Origin of the sequence: Pseudomonas sp. 273, from assembly GCF_029201425.1 — a bacterium.
GTDB classification, from domain to species: Bacteria; Pseudomonadota; Gammaproteobacteria; order Pseudomonadales; family Pseudomonadaceae; genus Pseudomonas; species Pseudomonas delhiensis.
Window position 1 is genome coordinate 1434680 of record NZ_CP116775.1, and the last position, 20553, is coordinate 1455232.

Genomic DNA, 20553 nt, shown 5'->3' on the forward strand with positions numbered 1-20553 from the left:
TTCACACTTGCGCGCCCAACTGCTCGGCGCGCTTGAGCCACGCCTGGCGCTGCTCTTCGCTGGCGCCGCGCATGGGGCTGAACTCCTCCAGGTGGCGGGTGGCGATGCCGCACGGGCCGAGGATGCAGCGCACCATCTGGCGGTGCGCCGGGGCGCCCTGGCGCAGGCGGTAGCGCCAGTGCGTCTGGTCGTGGGTCACCAGCAGGTCGGCGCTGCGCCCGCCCAGCAGCGGTTCCCACTCGCGGTCCTGCGGGGTGCGGTAGCGGAAGGCGAAGCCGGGCAGGAACACCCGGTCGAAGAAGCCCTGCAGCAGCGCCGGCAGGCCGCCCCACCAGATCGGGTAGACGAACGCCAGGTGCTGGGCCCAGTGCACCTGGCGCTGGGCCTCGAGCAGGTCCGGCTCCAGGTCCTGGCTGCGCTCGTAGCCGCCGCGCAGCACCGGGTCGAAGCGCAGCTCGCCGAGCTTGAGGGTGCGCACCACGTGGTCGCGGCTGCGCGCGCCGTGCTGGTAGGCGTCGGCCAGGGCGTGGCAGAAGCCGTCGGCCTTGGGCGTGCCGAGGATCACCAGGATGCGCTTGCCGTCGCCCTCCAGGGGCGTGGCGCCGGATTTGCCGGATTCAACCATGCTGCCCGGCCTCCAGCATGTCCTGCGGGCGGACCCATTCGTCGAACTGCTGGTCGGTCAGGTAGCCCAGCGCCAGCGCCGCCTCGCGCAGCGAGGTGCCCTCCTTGTAGGCCTTCTTGGCGATCTCCGCGGCCTTGTCGTAGCCGATGTGGGTGTTCAGCGCGGTGACCAGCATCAGGCCGCGCTCCAGGTGCTCGGCCATGCGTTCGGCGTCCGGCTGCAGGCCGGCGATGCAGTGGCTGTTGAAGTTGCGGCAGCCGTCGGCCAGCAGGCGGATGGACTCCAGCAGGTTGTGGATGATCACCGGCTTGAACACGTTCAGCTGCAGATGGCCCTGGCTGGCGGCGAAGCTGAGGGCGGCGTCGTTGCCCATGACCTGGCAGGCCAGCATCGACAGCGCCTCGCACTGCGTCGGGTTGACCTTGCCGGGCATGATCGAGCTGCCCGGCTCGTTGGCCGGCAGGCGCACCTCGGCGATGCCCGCGCGGGGGCCGGAACCCAGCAGGCGCAGGTCGTTGGCGATCTTCATCAGCGCCACGGCGAGGGTCTTCAGGGCGCCGGCGAGGGTCACCAGCGGCTCGTGGCCGGCGAGGGCGGCGAACTTGTTCGGCGCCGAGACGAAGGGCAGGCCGGTGAGGCCGGCCAGCTCCGCGGCGATGTCCTCGGCGAAGCCCGCCGGGGCGTTCAGCCCGGTGCCCACCGCGGTGCCGCCCTGGGCCAGTTCGTAGACCGCCGGCAGCGCGGCGCGGATGGCGCGCTCGGCATAGTCGAGCTGGGCGACGAAGGCCGACAGTTCCTGGCCGAAGGTGATGGGCGTGGCGTCCATCAGGTGGGTGCGCCCGGTCTTCACCAGGTCGGCGTGGCGCGCCGACTGCGCGGCGATGCCGCCGCTGAGTTCGGCGATGGCCGGCAGCAGGTCCTCGTGCACGGCGCGGGCGGCGGCCAGGTGCATGGCGGTGGGGAAGCTGTCGTTGGAGCTCTGCGCGCGGTTGACGTGGTCGTTGGGGTGCACCGGGGCCTTGCCGCCACGGGCGTTGCCGGCCAGTTCGTTGGCGCGGCCGGCGATCACCTCGTTGACGTTCATGTTGCTCTGGGTGCCGCTGCCGGTCTGCCAGACCACCAGGGGGAACTGGTCGTCGTGCTGGCCGGCGAGAATCTCGTCGGCGGCCTGTTCGATCAGTTGGCCGATCTCCGCCGGCAGCTCGCCCAGGCGCACGTTGATGCGCGCAGCGGCCTTCTTGACCAGCGTCAGGCCATACACCACGGCCAGCGGCATGCGCTGCCCGCCGATGGCGAAGTTCTCCAGCGAGCGCTGCGTCTGCGCGCCCCAGTAGGCCTGCTCGTCGACCTCGATGGGCCCCAGGCTGTCGGTTTCGGTCCGTTTCATGAAGGCGTCCTCCCACAATGGTCTGAGGGAGTTTAGGCCTTGTACCGGGGTTCGGGTTCCGCGCTGCGTCAATGGCGCCGATAGCTTGCCGGCGGGCCTACCAGCGGGCGTGGGTGGCGCCTATCCAGCCCAGGGCGCGCTTGACCGGCACCTGCTCGCCGGCGGCGCTGCGCAGGAAGCCGTCGTAGTGGCCGAACCACTGGCTGGTGTGGGCGTAGAGCAGGCCCAGGCGCGGCGAGGCCTCGTGCAGCTTGAGCGGGGTGAAGGCGAGGTCCACCCGCTGGTCTTGCGTGGTCAGGCGCCAGGGGGCGAGCGGGTCGTTGGGCTCCTGGCGGATGTCCACCTCGCCGCGCAGGCGCTGCAGCTCGCCGCCGAACCACAGGGCGTTCTCCTTGTGCTCGCTGTGGTCGGTCCAGCCCGAGCCGAAGTTGCCGGCGATGCCGCCGGGGGCGGCGAAGGCGGCGCGCGTCCAGAAGCTGCGGAAGGGCCAGACGCCGCGGCCGAAGTCCAGCGCGGCGAAGCTCTGCCCGGCCTGGGCCTGGTAGGTCTCGTCGCCCAGCTGCAGGGTGCCGGTGAAGGGCAGGCCCATCTGCCGGCTGCAGGCGTGGAAATGGTTGCCGCCCATGGGCACCACCAGGTTGACCGAGTCCAGGTGCGCCGGGCGCTGCACGTCCAGCGCCAGGGACAGCGGCAGGCCGCCCAGGTCGCTGGCGTCGGCGTGGATGCGCAGGCGCGCGCCCTGGTCGTCGAAGCCCAGGTTGAGGCGCTCGTGGTGGAAGGCATGGCTCTGGTTGGGGTGGTCGGGCAGCTCGCAGCGCAGGCCCAGCGGGCAGATTTGCGTGCGGGCGTAGGCCTTGCCGGTGTCCAGGTCGAGGAAGTAGAGGGCGCCGTAGCCGAGGTAGTCGAGGTCGGCGATGGTCAGCGAGAGCATCCAGCCGGGGCTGATCAGGCACCAGTGGTTCCAGCGCTTGCGCCGGCCGCGCTGGCCGGGCAGGGCGCAATCCAGCAGCGGCCGCGACGACCAGCCGATGGCGCCCGGGTCCAGGTGGCCCCGTGCATCGCACAGCATCGGTAGGGCGGGAGGCAGCGTGAGGCGGGCCTGGGAGGTCATCGAACACGTCCATGTGACAATCTGACCCAGCATGCCGATTCGCCGCTGGCAGGACAAGAGCGGGCCGCAACTTTCAGCCATTTCTGCCATTGGGCTGGCATAAACGCCGTTGCTCGACTCCCGCTTGAGGGCATTCCGAACTTAGGCGCAGAATGGCGGGTCCCAAGGGACACACCAGACAGACTCAAGGACTGCCCATGACCGCCCTTCGCAAGCTTTGCACCGCCGCACTCCTCGTTGGTTTCAGCTCCATGGCCCTGGCCGATTCGGCCGCCGAGGCCGAGAAGTTCCTCAAGCAGGTCCACGCCGACAAGCTCACGGTGCCGGTCTACGCCCAGGTGCAGCAGATGTTCGCCCAGCACTTCGCCCAGTCGAAGGCGCCGGACAGCAAGAAGGCGGTGCTCGACCGCTACCAGGCCAAGGCCAACGCCGAGCTGGACCGCGCGGTGGGCTGGGACAAGATCAAGCCGGACCTGGTCAAGCTCTACTCCGACAACTTCACCGAGTCCGAGCTCAAGCAGCTGAACGACTTCTATGCCTCGCCGCTGGGCCAGAAGGTCCTGCAGAAGATGCCGCGCCTGACCGCGCAGTCCGCCCAGCTGACCCAGGCCAAGCTGCAGACCGCCGTCGACCCGGTGAACAAGCTGCTGGCCGACATGGACAAGGAACTGGGCGTGAAGGCCCCGGCCAAGAAGTGACGGAAACCGTGACATGAGCATGCAGGAACGTATCCAGTCCGCCCTGGCCGGCGGCCTCGAACCGCAGCACCTGCAGGTGCTGGACGAGAGCCACATGCACAGCCGCGGCCAGGAAACGCACTACAAGGCGGTGATCGTCAGCCCGGTGTTCGCCGGGCTGAATTCGGTCAAGCGGCACCAGAAGGTCTACGCCACCCTCGGCGAGCTGATGGGCCGGTTCCACGCCCTCGCGCTGCACACCTACACCCCCGAGGAATGGGCCGAGCAGGGCGCCGCGCCCGACTCGCCGACCTGCCGCGGCGGCAGCAAGCACGACCACTGACGCTGCCCGCGGCTTGCGGTAGAATGCGCCAACGCCGGCAACCGATGCCGGCGTTGTCTTTTCTGACCCGGTCCGCCCTTTACGCGGGCGACCACTGGAGGATGTACCCCATGACCCGCTCCATCGTCGTGGCGGCGCTGTACAAGTTCGTTTCCCTGCCGGACTACGTCGCGCTGCGCGAACCCCTGCTGCAGACCCTGCTGGACAACGGCATCAAGGGCACCCTGCTGCTCGCCGAGGAAGGCATCAATGGCACCGTGTCCGGCACCCGCGAGGGCATCGATGGCCTGCTCGCCTGGCTGCGCAACGACCCGCGCCTGGCCGATGTCGACCACAAGGAGTCCTACTGCGACGAGCAGCCGTTCTACCGCACCAAGGTCAAGCTGAAGAAAGAGATCGTCACCCTGGGCGTGCCCGGCGTCGACCCCAACCGCCGCGTCGGCACCTACGTCGAGCCGCAGGACTGGAACGCCCTGATCAGCGACCCCGAAGTGCTGCTGATCGACACCCGCAACGACTACGAGGTGGCCATCGGCACCTTCGAGGGCGCCGTCGACCCGCGCACCAAGTCGTTCCGCGACTTCCCCGAGTACGTGAAGGCCCACTACGACCCGGCGAAGCACAAGAAGGTCGCCATGTTCTGCACCGGCGGCATCCGCTGCGAGAAGGCCTCCAGCTACATGCTCGGCGAGGGCTTCGAGGAGGTCTTCCACCTCAAGGGCGGCATCCTCAAGTACCTGGAGGAAGTGCCCGAGGCGCAGAGCCTGTGGCGCGGCGACTGCTTCGTGTTCGACAACCGGGTGACCGTGCGCCACGACCTCTCCGAGGGCGACTACGACCAGTGCCACGCCTGCCGTAATCCCATTTCCAGCGAGGACCGCGCCAGCGAGCACTACGCGCCGGGCATCAGCTGCCCGCACTGCTGGGACTCGCTGCCGGAGAAGACCCGCGCCAGCGCCCGCGAGCGGCAGAAGCAGATCGAGCTGGCGAAGCTGCGCAACCAGCCCCACCCCATCGGCCGCGACCCGCGGCAGGTCGCCCTGGAGGATTGATCCGTGGCCAACGCCCGCCTGCTCTACGTGATGGACCCCATGTGCTCCTGGTGCTGGGGCTTCGCCCCGGTGGCCCAGGCGCTGATCGAGCAGGCGCGCGCCGCCGGCGTGCCCCTGGCCCTGGTCATGGGCGGGCTGCGCACCGGCCATGGCGCGGCGCTGGAGCCGGCCACCCGGCGCTACATCCTCGAGCACTGGCAGGCGGTGCACCTGGCCACCGGCCAGCCGTTCCGCTTCGAGGGCGCGCTGCCCGAGGGCTTCGTCTACGACACCGAGCCGGCCTGCCGCGCGGTGGTCGCCGCCCGGCGCCTGGACGAGGAGGCCGCCTGGGCGCTGGTCAAGGCCATCCAGCAGGCCTTCTACGTCGACGGCCGTGACGTCACCGAGGCCGCCGCCCTGGCGCAACTGGCCGAAGGCGTCGGCCTGCCGCGCATCGAGTTCGCCGAGCTGTTCGACAGCCAGGAGAACCACCTGGCGACCCAGGCCGACTTCTCCTGGGCCCGCGACCTGGGCATCGCCGGCTTCCCCACGCTGCTGGCCGAGCGCAACGGCCAGCTGGCCCTGCTGACCAACGGCTACCAGCCGCTGGAGGAGCTGGCGCCGATGCTGGAGCGCTGGCTGGAGCGCGGGCGCCAGGGCTGACGCCGGCCGCGTCGAGATGCTTTCGTAGGAAAGGTTGAGCGATACCCTCCGCGCCATGCTGATGGGTATCGCTTCGCTCCACCCATCCTACGGGTGTTGTGCCTGCCGGAGGATGCAGGCGCGAGCCCGCTTGCGAATCGAACTCAGCATGAACCGATGGCCGACGAGGGGCGTCACTGTCGCCCGTCGGCTGACCGACGGCTCTGGCGCAGGGGTTGGCGGCCGCGGAGGCGGCGGCGGCCGGCATCTTGTCGGACAATTTTGCGATTTTCCTCGGTGCGAGCCCTGTACCCCCGCCTTGTGGAATGGCTACCATGCACTAAGAGTAAGGAGGGGCCGTTGCGCTCCAGTCCGGCTACGGCGGGCTGCCGCAGCGGTAGGGACACGAAAGGAATCCGACAATATCCATGGGTGCTACTGGGCTGAGCCGCATTCGCCATGATTCCCGGCTGTGGAAGCTGGTATGGCCGTTCATCGCCGTGGTCCTGCTGCAGGGATTGCTTGGCGTAGGCAGCCTTTACCTGATTTCCGGGGTGCGCGCCTACGTCGGCGGCGAGAGCCTCTGGTCCAAGGGCCAGAAGGACGCCATCCATTACCTGCAGCGCTACGGCGAGACGCGCGACGCCGACGACTACCGGCGCTACCGGGATGCCATCGCCATCCCCCTCGGCGACCGCCTGTTGCGCACCGCCCTGGACAGCCCGCAGCCGGACTACGAACTGGCGCGCAAGGGCATCCTGGCCGGCGGCAACCATCCCGACGACGTCGACGCCATCATCTGGCTCTACCGCTACTTCCACGGTTTCAGCTACTTCAACGAGGCGGTGCGCTACTGGAAGGAGGGCGACCGCTACCTCGACCAACTCGAAGCCATCGCCCAGGAGATGCACCAGCGCATCCAGGCCGGCCAGGTCGGCCCCGGCGACATCAGCTACTGGGACCAGCGCATCGAGGCCATCAACGAAGGCGTGAGCCCCGCCTCCAGCGCCTTCAGCGCCGCCCTCGCGCAGGGCTCGCGGGCGGTGATGCGCCTGCTGCTGGCGGCCAACATCGCCAGCGGCCTGGCCCTGATCGTCCTGGCGGCCTGGCGCACGCGCAAGCTGCTGCTGGCCCAGCGCGCCTTCCAGAGCGCCCTGGACAGCGAGCGCGAGAGGGCCCAGACGACCCTGGCGGCGATCGGCGACGCGGTCATCACCATCGACGAGAACGCCAACATCGCCTACCTCAACCCGGCCGCCGAACGCATGATCGGCTGGGACAGCGACATGGCCATGGGCCTGCCGCTGAAGTCGCTGCTGCGCATGCTCGACGAGGCTTCCGAGGAAGAGGACCTGGCCCTGGTCGGGCAGGTCCTGCGCGGCGAGGTGGAGGCCGGCAGCGAGGTCAGCAAGCTGCTGCAGCGCCTGGACGGCAGCGGCGTGGTAGTGACCCTGGTGGGCACGCCGATCCGCGTCGGCGGCCGCATCGTCGGCGCGGCGCTGGTGCTGCACGACATGACGCGCGAGCGGCAGTACATGGAAAGCCTGTCCTGGCAGGCCACCCACGACTCCCTGACCGGCCTGAGCAACCGCCGCGAGTTCGAGTACCGCCTGGAGCAGGCGCTGGAGCGCTCGTCGCAGCGCAATGGCCGCCACAGCCTGATGTACCTCGACCTGGACCAGTTCAAGCTGGTCAACGACACCTGCGGGCACGCCGCCGGCGACGAACTGCTGCGCCAGACCTGCAGCATCCTCGAGCGCTGCCTGCGCGAAGGCGACACCCTGGCGCGCCTGGGCGGCGACGAGTTCGGCGTGCTGCTGGAGAACTGCCCGCCGGAGGTCGCCGAGCAGGTCGCCGAGAACCTCCGCCAGGGCGTCGAGGGCCTGCATTTCATCTGGGACCGGCGGCCCTTCAACATCACCGTCAGCATCGGCGTGGTGCACGTCTCGGCCATGCTGGTGTCGGTGGAGGAGGCGCTGCGCTGCGCCGACATGGCCTGCTACCTGGCCAAGGAGAAGGGCCGCAACCGCGCCCAGGTGTTCAGCCCGGACGACAGCGAGCTGTCCATGCGCTTCGGCGAGATGGCCTGGGTCCAGCGCATCCGCCAGGCCCTCGACGAGGACCGTTTCCGCCTGTTCGCGCAGCCCATCCGGGCGGTCGACCCGCAGGCCGAGGAGGGCCTGCACGTCGAGCTGCTGCTGCGCGTGCTGGACGAGAACGGCCGCCTGGTGCCGCCGAACGACTTCATCCCGGCCGCCGAACGCTACGGCCTGATGCCACTGATCGACCGCTGGGTGGCCAACCGCGCCTTCGAGATCCTCGCCGAACGCCGCGAGGCCGGCTGCGAGCCGATCACCACCTGCGCCATCAACCTGTCCGGGGCCACCATCGGCGACGCCAGCTTCATCCAGATGCTCCGCGAGCTGCAGCCGACCTATGGCCTGGCGCCGGAGAACATCTGCTTCGAGGTCACCGAGACCAGCGCCATCGCCAACCTGGTCAGCGCCACCCAGTTCATCCACGAACTCAAGGCCATGGGCTACCGCTTCTCCCTCGACGACTTCTGCGCCGGCATGTCCTCCTTCGTCTACCTCAAGCACCTGCCGGTGGACTACCTGAAGATCGACGGCAGCTTCATCAAGGACATGCTCGAGGACCCCATCGACCGCGCCATGGTCCAGGTGATCAACCAGATCGGCCACGTCATGGGCAAGCGCACGGTGGCGGAGTTCGTCGAGTCGAAGGAGATCCTCGACGTGCTGCGGGAAATCGGTATCGATTATGCCCAGGGCTACGCCGTGGGCCGCCCGCAGCCGTTCAGCCGCCACTATTCCGGGCGCACGGAGCCGGCCCTGGCGGAGCCGGACACCACCTCCGGACGGTGACAGTCCGCAGGTTGTCATCTAGGCTGGCGGTCGATTTCATCGATGCACAGGGATGGGCAAGCATGAACGAAGCGTTTCTCCGCGTCGGGCCCCTGAAGGACCTGACCAGCTACCCGCAGTGGGCACAGGACCTGGTGGCCGCCTGCGACGGCGCCCGCCGCGCGGTGTCCGGGCACGAGTTCTACCGGCGCCTGCGCGACGGCCAGGTGTCCGCCGCGAGCATGCGCACCTACCTCATCGGCGGTTGGCCGGTGGTCGAGCAGTTCCCCCTGTACATGTCGCAGAACCTGCTGAAGACGCGTTTCGGCCGCTCCCCCGGCGAGGACATGGCGCGGCGCTGGCTGATGCGCAACATCCGCGTCGAGCTGAACCATGCCGACCACTGGCTGCGCTGGGCCGAAGCCTACGGCGTGGGCCTGGCGGCGCTGCGCGCGCAGGACGTGCCCGAGGCGCTGCATGCCCTCGGCCACTGGTGCTGGCACAGCAGCGCCTCGGACGACCTGGCGGTGGCCATGGCGGCCACCAACTACGCGGTGGAAGGCGTGACCGGCGACTGGTCGGCGCTGGTCTGTTCCAGCGATGCCTACGAGCAGACGCTGCCGGCGGAACTGCGCAAGAGCGCGATGAAGTGGCTGCGCCTGCACGCCCACTATGACGACGACCACCCCTGGGAGGCCCTGGAGATCATCTGCACCCTGTGCGGCCAGGAAGTCTCCGCCGAGCGCTGGGATGTGCTGCGTGCGGCCGTCTGCAAGAGCTTCCGCTACATGGAGCTGTTCCTGGACCATTGCCTGGCCCGGGAACTGGCCGGCAGCACGCGCCGCCCGCAGGTGCGCGTGGCCGGCTGAAGCCCGCCTCAGGGCAGCAGGATGTGCTTGTCGCTGCTGCCTTCGTTCACCTCGCGGTAGCGCTGCAGGCCCTCGGCCAGCGGCGATTCGCGCAGTTCCCCGGGCAGCGGCAGGCTGCCCTCGTCGAACCCGCGGCCGAACTGCTCGAGCATGCGGGCGCAGGCCACGCTGTCGTACAGCAGCGAATTGACCCCCACCAGCGTTCCCCCGCGGCGGTACAGCGCCAGCGCCGGCAACTGCACGTGGCCGTCCACCGGCGCGGCGATGATGGCGATGCGGCCGAAGGGGGCCAGGGCGGTGACCGATGCCGGCAGCCAGAAGCCGGTGGTGTCGAAGATCACCTCGGCGCCGCCGGGGAACACCGCGTCGACCTGCCCGGCCAGGCGTTCCGGCTGCTCCAGCACCAGGCTGGCGATGCCGCGGGCCTGCAGCGCGGCGGCCTGCCCGGTGCGGCGCACCCCGGCCAGCACCTCGGCGCCGCGGGCGCGGGCCAGGTCCAGCGCGGCCGAGCCGACCGCGCCGGCGCCGATCACCAGCAACCGGGTGCCGGCCTTCACGCCGCTGCGCTCCAGGGCGTCCCAGGCCGTGGTGTAGGGCACCCCGCAACTGGCGGCCTGGGCGAAGCCCAGGCGCTTGGGCATCAACGCCACGCCGCGCGCCGGCAGGGCCAGCAGGCCGGCATGGCTGCCGTCGCGGAGGAAACCGAGCTCCTTGCCGGTGCCCCACACGGCCTGGCCGAGCAGCGCCTGCGGGCCCTTGACCACGACGCCGGCGAAGTCGCGGCCGGGCACGCGGGGCAGGGTGGTGTAGGGGAAACGCCCGAGCACGTTCTTCACGTCGCTGGGGTTGAGGCCGGCGGCGCGCACCTCCACCAGCACCTCGTCGGCGGCGGGAACGGGGTCGGCCAGTTCGACCCGCTGGAGGGCATCGAGATCGCCGGTACGGGCGAATTGCAGGGCTTGCATGGGAGTCTCCGTCGGAAGGGGATCAGTGGAACCAGCGCAGCACCAGCTCGCGGCCGACCGGCAGCAGGCTCTCGCCCAGCTGCATGCCGAGCAGGCCGACCAGCGCCACCAGCGGCGGCGCCGGCGAGCGGAAGTCGAGCAGGTTGTAGAGCACGCCGACGGCGACGCCGATGGCCAGCGAGATCAGGTAGTTCATGGGGCCTCCGGGACGTTCGGCTGGGTGGAGGCAGTCTAGGGCGGGTGGCGGAGGGGGATCGGTCAAGGACTTCGGAATTTCGGACAGGTTGCGCCACCCATGCATCCGTGGCGATGGGGTTGCCGGTGCCTGTAGGAGCGGGCCCTGCCCGCGATGGCCGGAGGTATCGGCGCGATTCGCGGACAAGATCCGCTCCTACATTGCAGGCGAGCATGGCTTCTCGTAGGAGCGAGCTTGCTCGCGAACACACTCCGCTGCGGGCCCATTCGCGAGCAAGCTCGCTCCTACGAAGAGCACCCCGGCACGGCCTGCAAGACAGTTGCTCCTTGCCCCATCCGCGCCATTCTCCTGTAGGAGCGCGCCCTGCGCGCGAATCGCGGGCAGGGCCCGCTCCTACGGGAAGTGCCGGGGCGCGTAGGGCGAATAACGCGAAGCGTTATCCGCCGATCGGACCAGGCCCCGTCGCCACCCACGCCGAAGGCACCACCCCCAGCTCGCGGCGGAACATCTCGCTGAACGCCCCCGGGGTGTAGCCCAGCTCGTGGGCGATGCGGTTCACCGGGGTGCCGGCGGCCAGGGCGGCCACCGCGGTGGCCAACTGCACCTGGCGGCGCCAGGCGGCGAAGCCCATGCCCAGGCTGCGCTGGAACAGGCGGGCGAGGGTGCGCACGCTGGCGCCGACGTCGGCGGCGTGCTGCTCCATGGGGATTTCCGCGCTGGGGTTGGCCATCACCGCCCGGCACAGGGCGAGCAGGCGGCGGTCGTCGTCTTCCGGCAGGGGGATGCGCGGCAGGCTGCTGCGGGCGCGGCGCAGCTCCAGCACGCAGAGGTCGGAGAGGGCGCGGTAGTACTCGGCGTCGGGCTGTTGTTCCTGTTCCACCAGGCGCAGGATCAGCTCGCGCAGCAGGGTGTCCACCTCGAACACCTGCACGCGCTCCTCCAGCACCCCGGCCAGGCTCGGGCGCAGGTAGATGTTGCGCATCTGCAGTTCGCTGACCACGCGGATGCCATGGGGCACCCCGGGCGGCAGCCAGACCGCCCGTTGCGGCGGAAGCAGCAGGGCTTCCTGCGGGGTTTCCAGCCACATCAGCCCGGACATGGCGTAGAGCACCTGGCCCCACTCGTGCTCGTGGGGCTCGATGTACAGCCCGCGCGGGTAGCTGCGCGCCAGGCCGCGCAGGGGCACCTGGGTATCGCTGAGGTCGGGCGGGGCGGCGCGGGCCATGGCTCACCGGAAACGAAGGTCGATGCCGCGCATGGTAGCGGCGCCGCCGGCGCCTTGCATCTGCCCTGGAAAGCTGGCGAACCGCTGTGTAACGAAGGTTTTACGCTGGCGCCGACGCGATGCGCGGTCCGCCATGGCTGTAACGAAAAGCTGCCGGCCGAGGTGGTCGCGGGGCGCTTTCCCACAAGGGCTTCGGACTTGTTCCCATTGGCCGCAGCGGCTGATATGGCGCCAGCCCAGCGCCCGGCGGCAATTCGTCGCGGCGCGATGAGCCTTGCATGCCGCGCGGCCACGAACCGCGGGGTCCCCTCCGTCACAGATAACAACAAAAGGTGACGCAATGACGCGTGATACCCAGCACGCAGGCCAGTTGCAGCGCGGCCTGAAGAATCGCCACATCCAGCTGATCGCCCTCGGCGGCGCCATTGGCACCGGCCTGTTCCTCGGCTCGGCCGGGGTGCTCAAGTCGGCCGGGCCGTCGATGCTGCTCGGCTACGCCATCGCCGGGCTGATCGCCTTCCTGATCATGCGCCAGCTCGGCGAGATGATCGTCGAGGAACCGGTGGCCGGCTCCTTCAGCCACTTCGCCCACAAGTACTGGGGCGGTTTCGCCGGCTTCCTCTCCGGCTGGAACTGCTGGGTGCTGTACATCCTGGTCGGCATGTCCGAGCTCACCGCGGTGGGCAAGTACGTGCACTACTGGTGGCCGGACGTGCCCACCTGGGCCAGCGCCGCGGTGTTCTTCGTGCTGGTGAACCTCATCAACCTGGCCAACGTCAAGCTGTTCGGCGAGGCCGAGTTCTGGTTCGCGATGATCAAGGTCAGCGCCGTGGTCGGCATGATCCTGCTCGGCTGCTGGCTGCTGTTCTCCGGCCACGGCGGCGAGCAGGCGAGCGTGAGCAACCTGTGGAGCCACGGCGGCTTCTTCCCCAACGGCGCCAGCGGGCTGGTGATGGCCATGGCCTTCATCATGTTCTCCTTCGGCGGCCTGGAAATGCTCGGCTTCACCGCCGCCGAGGCCGACCAGCCGAAGACGGTGATCCCCAGGGCGATCAACCAGGTGCTCTGGCGCATCCTGATCTTCTACGTCGGCGCGCTGGCCGTGCTGCTCGCGCTCACCCCCTGGGACAGCCTGCTGCAGAGCATCAGCGCGGCCGGCGACGACTACAGCGGCAGCCCCTTCGTGAAGGTCTTCGCGCTGCTGGGCAGCGACACCGCGGCGCACGTCCTCAACTTCGTGGTGCTCACCGCGGCGCTGTCGGTCTACAACAGCGGCACCTACTGCAACGGCCGCATGCTGGTCGGCCTGGCCGAGCAGGGCGATGCGCCCCGCGCCCTGGCGCAGGTGGACAAGCGCGGCGTGCCTGTACGCGCGCTGCTGGTGTCGGCGCTGGTGACCTTCCTCGCGGTGGTGGTCAACTACGTGATCCCGCACCAGGCGCTGGAGCTGCTGATGTCCCTGGTGGTGGCGGCGCTGGTGATCAACTGGGCGATGATCAGCTACGCGCACCTGAAGTTCCGCCAGCGCATGGACCGCGACGGCGTGCGCACCGCCTTCCGCGCCATCTTCCATCCCTACGGCAACTGGCTGTGCCTGGCCTTCGTGCTGTTCATCCTCGGGGTGATGGCGCTGATCCCGGGCATCCAGGTCTCGGTGTACGTGATCCCGTTGTGGCTGCTGGTGATGTTCGCCTGCTACCGCCTCAAGCGTTCGCGCGCCGCGCAGCCGGCGCTGGCGCTGGCCGAGTGAAGGCCCGCCGCGCGCCCGACTTTTCGCCGGGGCGCGCGGCGTTGCCGCTGGCGGCGAACCTTGGCTAGAGTGTCCGGGCCATTTTTCGTCAGAGGGACACCCATGAAAAAAGCATTCTGGCTGCTGGCCGCCGCCGTTCCCGTGCTGCTGGTCGCCTGTGGTGGCGGCGAGGAGAAGAAGGCGCCGCCGGTGGACGCGCTGGTCCTGCCCGGCGACGCCAAGCTGGATTCGCGCAGCGTCGACTACAAGTGCGACGACGGCCGCAAGTTCAGCGTCCAGTACCTGAACAAGGGCGACAACCACCTGGCGGTGGTGCCGGTCAGCGACAGCTCCAGCCTGGTGTTCGCCAACGTCATCTCCGCCTCCGGCGCCAAATACGCCGCCGGCCAGTACGTGTGGTGGACCAAGGGCGAGGAAGCCACCCTGTACAAGGACTGGAAGGGCGGCGAGCCCGCCGATGGCGTTTCCTGCAAGGAGCGCTGAGTTCGCTGCAACGAGAAAGCCCGGCCAGTCAGGCTGTGTGAAAAACCGAGCGGCTCTTCGAAGAGCGCGTTCCTACGTGAAATCTGAAGAGGCTTGGCTATTCAGCCAATCCAGAATCCACGTAGAAACGCGAAATCCAGGTTGTTTTTTAACCAGTGGGACCGATCCTGAGGTTTTCACACAGCCTGCAGTACCGGGCTTTTTCGTCGGTGGCATGAATGGGCCCTGCGCGAATCGCGGACAGAGTCCGCTCCTACGCAGCCCGAGTCGTGCCATTCCCCTGTAGGAGCGCGCCCTGCGCGCGAAATCGCGGGCAGGGCCCGCTCCTACAGTTCCAGGGAGGTACGGTTTGTAGGAGCGGACTCCGTCCGCGATCTTCCCGCCAACCGCTCAGGGCCAACCGGCGGCACGAACCTCAGAAACTGAACTCGAGGTTCACCGTCGGCGTCGAGGTGCGGCTGCCGGTGCCGCCGTCCACGCCGAACTTGTTGTGCCAGTACTCGTAGCCCACGCCGAGCCAGAGGTTCGGCTGGCGCCTGGCGCCGGGCAGGGCCGCCACCATCAGCGAGGTGCGTACCAGCGTCTCGGGGGCGGTGTCCTTGTCGTTGTAGTCCTCGCCCTTCTCGCCGACGTGGTTGAGGAAGCCCTGGAACTTGGCCATGCGCTCGCCGAGCTGGAAGGGTTTCAGCCAGGTCAGGTTGACCATGTAGGTGCCGTCGAAGGTGTGCTCCGGGTGGCGCGCGCCGGGCACGCCGAAGTGGTTCTTCTCACGGTAGTACATCAGGCTCAGGTCGAGCACCCCGGCGCCGTTGAACTTCACCGTGGGGCCGATCACCAGGGCGCGCTTCTTCGCCGAGGCCAGGTTGTTGTTGCGGCTGGCGTCGAAGCCGAGGGTGAGCGCGTGGTCCTTCACCAGGCCCTTGCCCAGCGGCAGGTCGAACACCCGCGAGGCGTACAGCTGGTGGCGGTACACCGCGTAGACCTCGCTGCCGCCGTGGTCGGTGCCCTTGCGCGGGTCGCGGCTGTCGGAGAGGAACACGTCCAGGTGGAAGAAGTTGCTGCCGTAGCGGTAGCCGTCGGCGTGGCTGAAGCTGTAGATGCGCTTGGCGAACTTGTCCGGGTTGTTCGGGTTGGTGAACTGCTGGCCGTAGCGGAAGCCCAGCGTGTTGCTGGTCCACTCGAAGAAGCGGTCGTCGTCGGCGACGGCCGCGTCCAGGGGGAGGCCGGCCAGCAGCGCGGCGCTCAGGGCGATACGGCTGCCGCTGCTCAGGCGGCGGGACGTACGCGGATGGTGGCGGACGGCGCTGGGCGCCGGCACGGATGGAACCGGGCGGAACATGCTGCACCTCGATCTTGTTGTTGTTATGGGGCCGGTTGCCGCGTGACTGCCCGCGGTCGGACAGGGACGGTTCTAAAGGTCTGTTGGATTCATTGCAAGAGATTTTTGTATACACAAGTGTATTCAAAAATTGATCCGCGAGTCAGGAATCGGCCTTGCGCCGCGCTGGTCCGCGTTCTGTGCCGGCTCGGGATTGCGCGTTATGCTGTGCTTTCCTTTCGCCCGAATCCCCCGCCATGCTCATCATCTCCAACACCGTGCAGCTGCCCGACGCCGAAATCGAGCTGAGCGCCATCCGCGCCCAGGGCGCCGGCGGGCAGAACGTCAACAAGGTGTCCAGCGCGGTGCACCTGCGCTTCGACATCCGCGCCTCGTCGCTGCCGGATTTCTACAAGGAACGCCTGCTGGCGCTGAGCGACCAGCGCATCAGCGGCGACGGCGTGGTGGTGATCAAGGCCCAGCAGTACCGCACCCAGGAACAGAACCGAGAGGACGCGCTGGAGCGCCTGGCCGAGCTGATCCGCTCGGTGGCCAAGGTGCAGAAGAAGCGCAAGCCGACGCGCCCGACCCTCGGCTCCAAGACCCGCCGCCTGGAAGGCAAGAGCAAGCGCGGGGCGATCAAGGCCGGGCGGGGCAAGGTGGATTACTGAAGGGGCCTGCCGGCTCTTCGGAGGATGGGACGAGCGAGGCGACCCCCCTAGATGGGTATCGCTGCGCTCGACGCCATCCTACGCAGCCTGGGGATCGTGCTCGCGGGGTTAGCCGGCCGTCGGCGCCGCGGCCCTGGCGTTGCGCCAGCTGAACAGCAGCACCAGGCTGGCCAGCAGGATGAGCACGCCGGCATAGCCGTTGGTGGTGGGGACCAGGCCGTAGCGCTGGGTGGCGCTGCCGGCGAGCACCGCCGGGAGGCTGAAGGCCAGGTAGCTGAGCACGTAGAAGCTGGCCATCAGCCCGCCGCGCTCGTGGGCATGGGCCAGCGGCACCACTGCGCGCAAGGCGCCGAGGAAGCCGCCGCCGAAGCCCAGCCCGGCCACCGCGGTGCCGGAGAAGAACAGCCAGGCGTTGCCGCTGTCGATGCCCAGCAGCGTCAGCAGCAGGCCGCCGACCAGGGCCAGGCCGCCACGCCGGAGGATGACCGCTGCCGTGCCGTGGCGCAGGGTGAAGATCGCCAGGGCGCCGCAGGCGGTCAGCAGGAACACCAGCATGCCGCCGGTGAGTGGCGCCTGCAGGCCGCTGACCTGGCGCGCCAGGCTCGGCCCCAGCGACAGGTAGAAGCCACCCAGGGCCCAGAGGCTGGCGTTGAGCGGTGCGACGCTCCAGAAAGCCCGGCGCGCCTGGGGCGGGATACGGATGCGCGGGCGCAGCGAGGCCAGGGCGCCCGGCTGCGGGCTGACGCTCTCCGGCAGGCGCCACAGCAATACGAGGCAGAGCGCGAACAGGCCGAACAGCACCCGGTACACGAGGTGCAGCGGCTCGCCGGCGAACTGCACCAGGGCGCTGCTGCCCAGCGCGCCCAGGGCCAGGCCGAGCATGGGGGCGATGCTGTTGACCAGCGGGCCGCGCTCGCGGTCGAAGTCCAGCAGGGCGGCCCCCAGCACGCTGGTCGCAAGGCCGGTGGCGAAGCCCTGCAGCAGGCGCGCCAGGATCAGCGCCTGGACCGAGCCGGCGAACAGGAACACCGCCATCGCCAGCAGCTCGATGAGCAGCGCGGCGCGGATCAGCGGGCGGCGGCCGAGGTGGTCGGACAGCGAGCCGAACACCAGCAGCGCCAGCAACAGGCCGCCGGCGTAGATGCTGAACACCAGCGTCAGCAACGTGGGCGAGAAGCCCCAGGTTTCGCGGTACAGCGCATACAGCGGGGTGGGCGCGCTGGCGGCGGCGAGAAACCCCATGAGGATGGCGCCGAGCAGCCCGGTGGCGGCCCTTGGGGGCAGGCCGGGGCGGCGTTCGCCCGAGCTTTTGGGTAAGGTGGGTGTCATGTTCGGCCTCGCAAAGGCTAATATTTAGCTTTTGCGAGATGCTGGACCTCTTTCGGCACAAAAGCAAATTCTTTGCGTTAAGGTGACTATGGCGATCAATCAGGGCGTGCGGCCGGGGGCCGCAGCGCGAGGGTGCAGGCCTCGGTGCACAAGGCGGTGGCGGAACTGCTGGAGGAGCGCGAACGTGGCGAACTGACGGTGCCGCTGATAGCCGCGCGCGCCGGGGTGACGCCCTCGACCATCTACCGGCGCTGGGGCGACCTCAACGAACTGCTGGGCGACGTCGCCCTGCAGCGCATCCGCCCGGATGCCGAGCCGGCGGACACCGGCAGCCTGCGCGGCGACCTGCGCGCCTGGGGCGAGCAGTACATGGAGGAGACCGCCTCGGTGCCCGGCCGCGCCGTGGTGCTCGACCTGCTGGCGGCCGGCGGCGGCTGCTCCGGGCGCTGCCTGGAGATCGCCCGCGGCCAGTTCGACTGCATCCTCGCGCGCGCCGCCGGGCGCGGCGAGGCCCTGCCGGCGGTGGACCGGATCGTCGACCGGCTGATGGCCCCGCTGGTCTACCGCATCCTGTTCTCCAACGAGGAACTGGGCAGCGCCTACCTCGAACGCCTGCTGGACGCTACCCTCGAAGGGTTCTAGCGCGAGCCTTGCAGCGCGGCGGCCCAGGCCTGCAGGGCGTCGCGGGCGGCGAGGGCGATCTGTTCGTCGCTGCGCCCGGCGAACTGGCGTTCCACCGCGTCGGCGGCGATCAGCCCGGCTACCGTCGGCGTGCCCACGGCATCGGTGAGGTCCAGCCATTCGCCCCAGCTCGCCGGGCTGTCGTACCAGCGCAGGTAGCCCGAGGGCGAACGCGGCCACCAGCGCCGTTCGAACTGCAGCACCACCTTCTCCAGGCGGCCCATGCCCAGGTGGGCCAGGGCGTCCTGCTGCGCCGCCGGCAGCGCCGGGGCGAAACGCAGCGTCTTGAGCACGCCCAGCGGCACGCTGCAGATGCAGAAGTCGCCCCGCTCGTCGTTCACCCGGACCTGCTCGCCCGACCAGTCGATGTGCGTCACCGGCTGGCCCAGGCGGATGTCCAGGCCCCGGGCCAGGTGCTCGATGAGCTGGCCGTAGCCGCCGGGCAGGAAGCGGTCGCCATTGCCCACGCCATCCTCGTCCAGGGCGTCTGCCGACAGTTGCGCCAGCGGCAGGCAGGCTTCGAGGATCAGGTTGGCGTCGATGGCGAAGCGCGTGGCGCGGGCCTGCGCGCTGTCCAGGCCGGCCAGGTAGCGCTCGATGCCCTCGGCCAGCGGCAGTTGCCGGTCCAGCCCGCTGCGCAGGGCCTGCCAGGCCGCGTCTATGTCCGGCAGCGGGCCATCGCTGGCGGCGGCCAGCGGCTTGGCGAAGTCGGTTTCCACCAGCCTCAGCCCCAGGCGCAGGGCTTCGCCGGCCAGGGCATTGTCGGCGAACTGCTGCAGCCAGGCGGCGCCGACGTCCAGGCTCACCGCGCCCAGGCGGATGCTGTGGGTGCGCCCGCCGATGCGCTCGCGGGCTTCCAGCACCACGCAGTCGACGCCTTGCCCGCGCAGGCGCCGCGCGGCGGCCAGGCCGGCGCATCCGGCGCCGATGACGATCACCCGGCGGGCACCCGCGCCCAGGGCCAGTTCGGCGGCGCGCAGGCCATCGTCCCAGGCGCCGTGGGTCATGGCTGGCGCCCGCGGGTTGCAGGCTTCGCCGGCGAGCACCAGGCGCCCGGCCAGGCAATCGCCGAGGGTGGCGCGGTGCGCCGGCGTGCCGCCGGGCAGCAGGGCGCTGTAGGCGCCGAGGCTGAAGGGGTCGTCGCTCCAGTGGGTGACGTGCCAGGCGGTGGGCTGGTGCATGGGGCTGTCCTTGGCCGATGGAAAGCCTCCGATCCTGAACCCCCTTCGCCATGCGCACAAGGCGCCGGGCCTCAGGCGTGGCTCAGGCGGATCACCAGGCGGGCGATGGAGACGCCGCTGAACAGCACCACGAACAGCCGCAGGGTCTGCATGGCCAGCACCAGGCCGACGTCGGAGTGGGTGTCCACCGCGATGATCGCCATGGCGTCCAGGCCGCCGGGGCTGGTGGCCAGGTAGAGGGACAGGAAGTCCATGCCGGTGATGGCCGCCAGGGCCCAGGCGAAGAGCGCGCAGCTGAGGATCAGGGCGATGGCGCTGACCAGCATGGCCGGCAGGTGGCGGCCGACGTAGGCCAGGCTGGCGCGGTCGAAGCGCAGGCCGATGTAGCAGCCGATCACCCCGTAGGCCAGCACCAGCAGCCAGTGCGGCAGGGTGATCTGCAGCAGCCCGCCCAGCTGCAGCGCCGCGCCGGCCACCAGCGGCACCAGCAGCGGGCCGGCCGGCAGGCGCGCGCCCAGGCTGACGCCGACGAAGATCAGCAGCAGGCAGTTGACCAGGCCGGGCAGGTGGCCGGCGTCGTCCAGCGGCGTGCTGTGGGCCGCCGAGGCGCCGCCCTCGATGCCCAGCAGGCGGCCGACCAGGGCGCCGGCCATGACCACGCAGACCACCCGCACGTACTGCATGGTGGCCACCACCCGCGGGTCGGCTCCGTGGGACTCGGCCATCGCCACCATGGCCGCCGCGCCGCCCGGCGCGGTGCCCCAGGCGGCGGTGCTGCCGGGGATGCCGCCGAAACGCACCATGGCGTAGCTGACCACGGCGCTGAGCAGCAGGGTGAGCAGGGTGGCGCAGAGCATCAGCGGCCAGGACGCGGCCATGGCCTGCAGCACCGACCAGTTGATGGCGTGGGCCACCAGCAGGCCGATGCAGCCCTGGCTGAGGCGGAAGGCCTGGCGCGGCAGGCGGATGCCGGCGCCGCCGACGCCGAAGGCGATGGCCACCAGCATGGGGCCGAGGAAGAGCGCGGCGGGGATGCCCAGCCAGGCGAGCAGTTGCCCGGCGCCGCCGGCCGCCAGGATCAGGGCCGGCCATTGCAGGCTGGCGGGGATACGGCTGAGGCGCTGGGCTGGACGGCTGGACACGCGAGGACTCCGGACTGCGGACAACGCGGAAAATTATCGATAGCGCGATCCATCAAGTCCATT

20 protein-coding genes are annotated in these 20553 nt (G+C 69.7%); 10 read left to right on the forward strand and 10 right to left on the reverse strand.

Annotated features, from left to right (window positions below):
* Position 1: 1 nt before the first annotated feature.
* The 3 genes from PKO50_RS07010 to PKO50_RS07020 form a co-directional block, all read right to left on the reverse strand.
* Complete coding sequence (locus tag PKO50_RS07010) at positions 2-625, reverse strand: NAD(P)H-dependent oxidoreductase (RefSeq protein ID WP_089393588.1); 624 nt, start codon at positions 623-625, stop codon at positions 2-4.
* Positions 618-2012, reverse strand: a complete 1395-nt coding sequence (locus PKO50_RS07015) for a class II fumarate hydratase (protein WP_275629215.1) — start codon at positions 2010-2012, stop codon at positions 618-620. Before PKO50_RS07015 ends, PKO50_RS07010 begins: the two co-directional genes overlap by 8 nt.
* 97 nt (positions 2013-2109) lie before the next feature.
* Positions 2110-3123 (reverse strand): DUF2804 domain-containing protein, encoded by a 1014-nt coding sequence (locus PKO50_RS07020; protein WP_089393586.1) that lies wholly within the window; start codon positions 3121-3123, stop codon positions 2110-2112.
* Between the two features lie 152 nt (positions 3124-3275).
* Here PKO50_RS07020 and PKO50_RS07025 point away from each other — a divergent pair, with 152 nt between their 5' ends.
* The 6 genes from PKO50_RS07025 to PKO50_RS07050 all read left to right on the forward strand — a co-directional run bounded on the left by PKO50_RS07025 (position 3276) and on the right by PKO50_RS07050 (position 9549).
* The gene (locus PKO50_RS07025; RefSeq protein WP_109934656.1) at positions 3276-3821 is read left to right on the forward strand and encodes a DUF2059 domain-containing protein; all 546 of its coding nucleotides are present in this window, start codon (positions 3276-3278) and stop codon (positions 3819-3821) included.
* 13 nt (positions 3822-3834) lie between these two features.
* Entirely contained in the window at positions 3835-4143 is a 309-nt protein-coding gene (locus tag PKO50_RS07030; RefSeq protein WP_275629216.1) for a BolA/IbaG family iron-sulfur metabolism protein, read from the forward strand.
* 110 nt (positions 4144-4253) lie between these two features.
* On the forward strand, positions 4254-5195 hold the full coding sequence (locus tag PKO50_RS07035; protein ID WP_109934654.1) for a rhodanese-related sulfurtransferase: 942 nt from the start codon (positions 4254-4256) through the stop codon (positions 5193-5195).
* Positions 5196-5234: 39 nt separating this feature from the next.
* Positions 5235-5837 carry a DsbA family protein gene (locus tag PKO50_RS07040; RefSeq protein ID WP_275630434.1) on the forward strand — a complete coding sequence of 201 codons (603 nt, stop codon included), beginning with the start codon at positions 5235-5237 and terminating at the stop codon, positions 5835-5837.
* Between the two features lie 407 nt (positions 5838-6244).
* Positions 6245-8701 (forward strand): EAL domain-containing protein, encoded by a 2457-nt coding sequence (locus PKO50_RS07045; protein WP_275629217.1) that lies wholly within the window; start codon positions 6245-6247, stop codon positions 8699-8701.
* A 62-nt stretch (positions 8702-8763) separates the two neighbouring features.
* Positions 8764-9549 (forward strand): iron-containing redox enzyme family protein, encoded by a 786-nt coding sequence (locus tag PKO50_RS07050; protein WP_275629218.1) that lies wholly within the window; start codon positions 8764-8766, stop codon positions 9547-9549.
* A gap of 8 nt (positions 9550-9557) precedes the next feature.
* On the opposite strand, the gene PKO50_RS07055 is transcribed toward PKO50_RS07050, so the two are convergent.
* From PKO50_RS07055 to PKO50_RS07065, 3 genes are all read right to left on the reverse strand, one after another.
* Positions 9558-10514, reverse strand: coding sequence for a zinc-binding alcohol dehydrogenase family protein (locus PKO50_RS07055; RefSeq protein WP_275629219.1), 957 nt, complete (start codon positions 10512-10514; stop codon positions 9558-9560).
* A 22-nt stretch (positions 10515-10536) separates the two neighbouring features.
* Positions 10537-10710: a DUF1427 family protein gene (locus PKO50_RS07060; RefSeq protein WP_074977117.1), complete on the reverse strand. Its 174-nt coding sequence runs from the start codon at positions 10708-10710 to the stop codon at positions 10537-10539.
* Positions 10711-11146: 436 nt separating this feature from the next.
* Complete coding sequence (locus PKO50_RS07065) at positions 11147-11935, reverse strand: helix-turn-helix transcriptional regulator (RefSeq protein WP_275629220.1); 789 nt, start codon at positions 11933-11935, stop codon at positions 11147-11149.
* Positions 11936-12275: 340 nt separating this feature from the next.
* Between PKO50_RS07065 and PKO50_RS07070 the strand changes: the two genes are divergently transcribed.
* Positions 12276-13685 carry an amino acid permease gene (locus tag PKO50_RS07070; RefSeq protein ID WP_275629221.1) on the forward strand — a complete coding sequence of 470 codons (1410 nt, stop codon included), beginning with the start codon at positions 12276-12278 and terminating at the stop codon, positions 13683-13685.
* A gap of 102 nt (positions 13686-13787) precedes the next feature.
* Positions 13788-14168 (forward strand): MliC family protein, encoded by a 381-nt coding sequence (locus PKO50_RS07075; RefSeq protein WP_109934925.1) that lies wholly within the window; start codon positions 13788-13790, stop codon positions 14166-14168.
* 415 nt (positions 14169-14583) lie between these two features.
* Here the strand turns inward: PKO50_RS07075 and PKO50_RS07080 are convergent, their stop codons facing one another.
* Positions 14584-15507, reverse strand: a complete 924-nt coding sequence (locus PKO50_RS07080; protein WP_275629222.1) for a nucleoside-binding protein — start codon at positions 15505-15507, stop codon at positions 14584-14586.
* A gap of 236 nt (positions 15508-15743) precedes the next feature.
* Here PKO50_RS07080 and arfB point away from each other — a divergent pair, with 236 nt between their 5' ends.
* On the forward strand, positions 15744-16157 hold the full coding sequence (arfB, locus tag PKO50_RS07085) for an alternative ribosome rescue aminoacyl-tRNA hydrolase ArfB (protein WP_275629223.1): 414 nt from the start codon (positions 15744-15746) through the stop codon (positions 16155-16157).
* 108 nt (positions 16158-16265) lie between these two features.
* On the opposite strand, the gene PKO50_RS07090 is transcribed toward arfB, so the two are convergent.
* Positions 16266-17486: an MFS transporter gene (locus PKO50_RS07090; protein WP_275629224.1), complete on the reverse strand. Its 1221-nt coding sequence runs from the start codon at positions 17484-17486 to the stop codon at positions 16266-16268.
* A gap of 132 nt (positions 17487-17618) precedes the next feature.
* Here PKO50_RS07090 and PKO50_RS07095 point away from each other — a divergent pair, with 132 nt between their 5' ends.
* Positions 17619-18128, forward strand: a complete 510-nt coding sequence (locus PKO50_RS07095) for a TetR/AcrR family transcriptional regulator (protein WP_275629225.1) — start codon at positions 17619-17621, stop codon at positions 18126-18128.
* Here the strand turns inward: PKO50_RS07095 and PKO50_RS07100 are convergent.
* Both PKO50_RS07100 and PKO50_RS07105 read right to left on the reverse strand, forming a co-directional pair.
* Positions 18125-19348, reverse strand: coding sequence for an FAD-dependent oxidoreductase (locus tag PKO50_RS07100; RefSeq protein ID WP_275629226.1), 1224 nt, complete (start codon positions 19346-19348; stop codon positions 18125-18127). The genes PKO50_RS07095 and PKO50_RS07100 overlap by 4 nt on opposite strands.
* Before the next feature lie 71 nt (positions 19349-19419).
* A complete protein-coding gene (locus tag PKO50_RS07105) occupies positions 19420-20490 on the reverse strand; it encodes an AbrB family transcriptional regulator (protein ID WP_109935470.1) in 1071 nt (356 codons plus the stop codon).
* Positions 20491-20553: the final 63 nt, after the last annotated feature.

What these genes read in the sequence shown, in the direction of transcription:
- PKO50_RS07100 (WP_275629226.1), bottom strand. Translation starts at nt 19,348, where the DNA reads ATGCACCAGCCCACCGCCTGGCACGTCACCCACTGGAGCGACGACCCC.
- PKO50_RS07045 (WP_275629217.1), top strand. Translation starts at nt 6,245, where the DNA reads ATGGGTGCTACTGGGCTGAGCCGCATTCGCCATGATTCCCGGCTGTGG.
- PKO50_RS07040 (WP_275630434.1), top strand. Translation starts at nt 5,235, where the DNA reads ATGTGCTCCTGGTGCTGGGGCTTCGCCCCGGTGGCCCAGGCGCTGATC.
- PKO50_RS07035 (WP_109934654.1), top strand. Translation starts at nt 4,254, where the DNA reads ATGACCCGCTCCATCGTCGTGGCGGCGCTGTACAAGTTCGTTTCCCTG.
- PKO50_RS07055 (WP_275629219.1), bottom strand. Translation starts at nt 10,514, where the DNA reads ATGCAAGCCCTGCAATTCGCCCGTACCGGCGATCTCGATGCCCTCCAG.
- PKO50_RS07015 (WP_275629215.1), bottom strand. Translation starts at nt 2,012, where the DNA reads ATGAAACGGACCGAAACCGACAGCCTGGGGCCCATCGAGGTCGACGAG.
- PKO50_RS07075 (WP_109934925.1), top strand. Translation starts at nt 13,788, where the DNA reads ATGAAAAAAGCATTCTGGCTGCTGGCCGCCGCCGTTCCCGTGCTGCTG.
- PKO50_RS07080 (WP_275629222.1), bottom strand. Translation starts at nt 15,507, where the DNA reads ATGTTCCGCCCGGTTCCATCCGTGCCGGCGCCCAGCGCCGTCCGCCAC.
- PKO50_RS07090 (WP_275629224.1), bottom strand. Translation starts at nt 17,486, where the DNA reads ATGACACCCACCTTACCCAAAAGCTCGGGCGAACGCCGCCCCGGCCTG.
- PKO50_RS07030 (WP_275629216.1), top strand. Translation starts at nt 3,835, where the DNA reads ATGAGCATGCAGGAACGTATCCAGTCCGCCCTGGCCGGCGGCCTCGAA.
- PKO50_RS07010 (WP_089393588.1), bottom strand. Translation starts at nt 625, where the DNA reads ATGGTTGAATCCGGCAAATCCGGCGCCACGCCCCTGGAGGGCGACGGC.
- PKO50_RS07060 (WP_074977117.1), bottom strand. Translation starts at nt 10,710, where the DNA reads ATGAACTACCTGATCTCGCTGGCCATCGGCGTCGCCGTCGGCGTGCTC.
- arfB (WP_275629223.1), top strand. Translation starts at nt 15,744, where the DNA reads ATGCTCATCATCTCCAACACCGTGCAGCTGCCCGACGCCGAAATCGAG.
- PKO50_RS07065 (WP_275629220.1), bottom strand. Translation starts at nt 11,935, where the DNA reads ATGGCCCGCGCCGCCCCGCCCGACCTCAGCGATACCCAGGTGCCCCTG.
- PKO50_RS07020 (WP_089393586.1), bottom strand. Translation starts at nt 3,123, where the DNA reads ATGACCTCCCAGGCCCGCCTCACGCTGCCTCCCGCCCTACCGATGCTG.
- PKO50_RS07025 (WP_109934656.1), top strand. Translation starts at nt 3,276, where the DNA reads ATGGCGGGTCCCAAGGGACACACCAGACAGACTCAAGGACTGCCCATG.
- PKO50_RS07070 (WP_275629221.1), top strand. Translation starts at nt 12,276, where the DNA reads ATGACGCGTGATACCCAGCACGCAGGCCAGTTGCAGCGCGGCCTGAAG.
- PKO50_RS07050 (WP_275629218.1), top strand. Translation starts at nt 8,764, where the DNA reads ATGAACGAAGCGTTTCTCCGCGTCGGGCCCCTGAAGGACCTGACCAGC.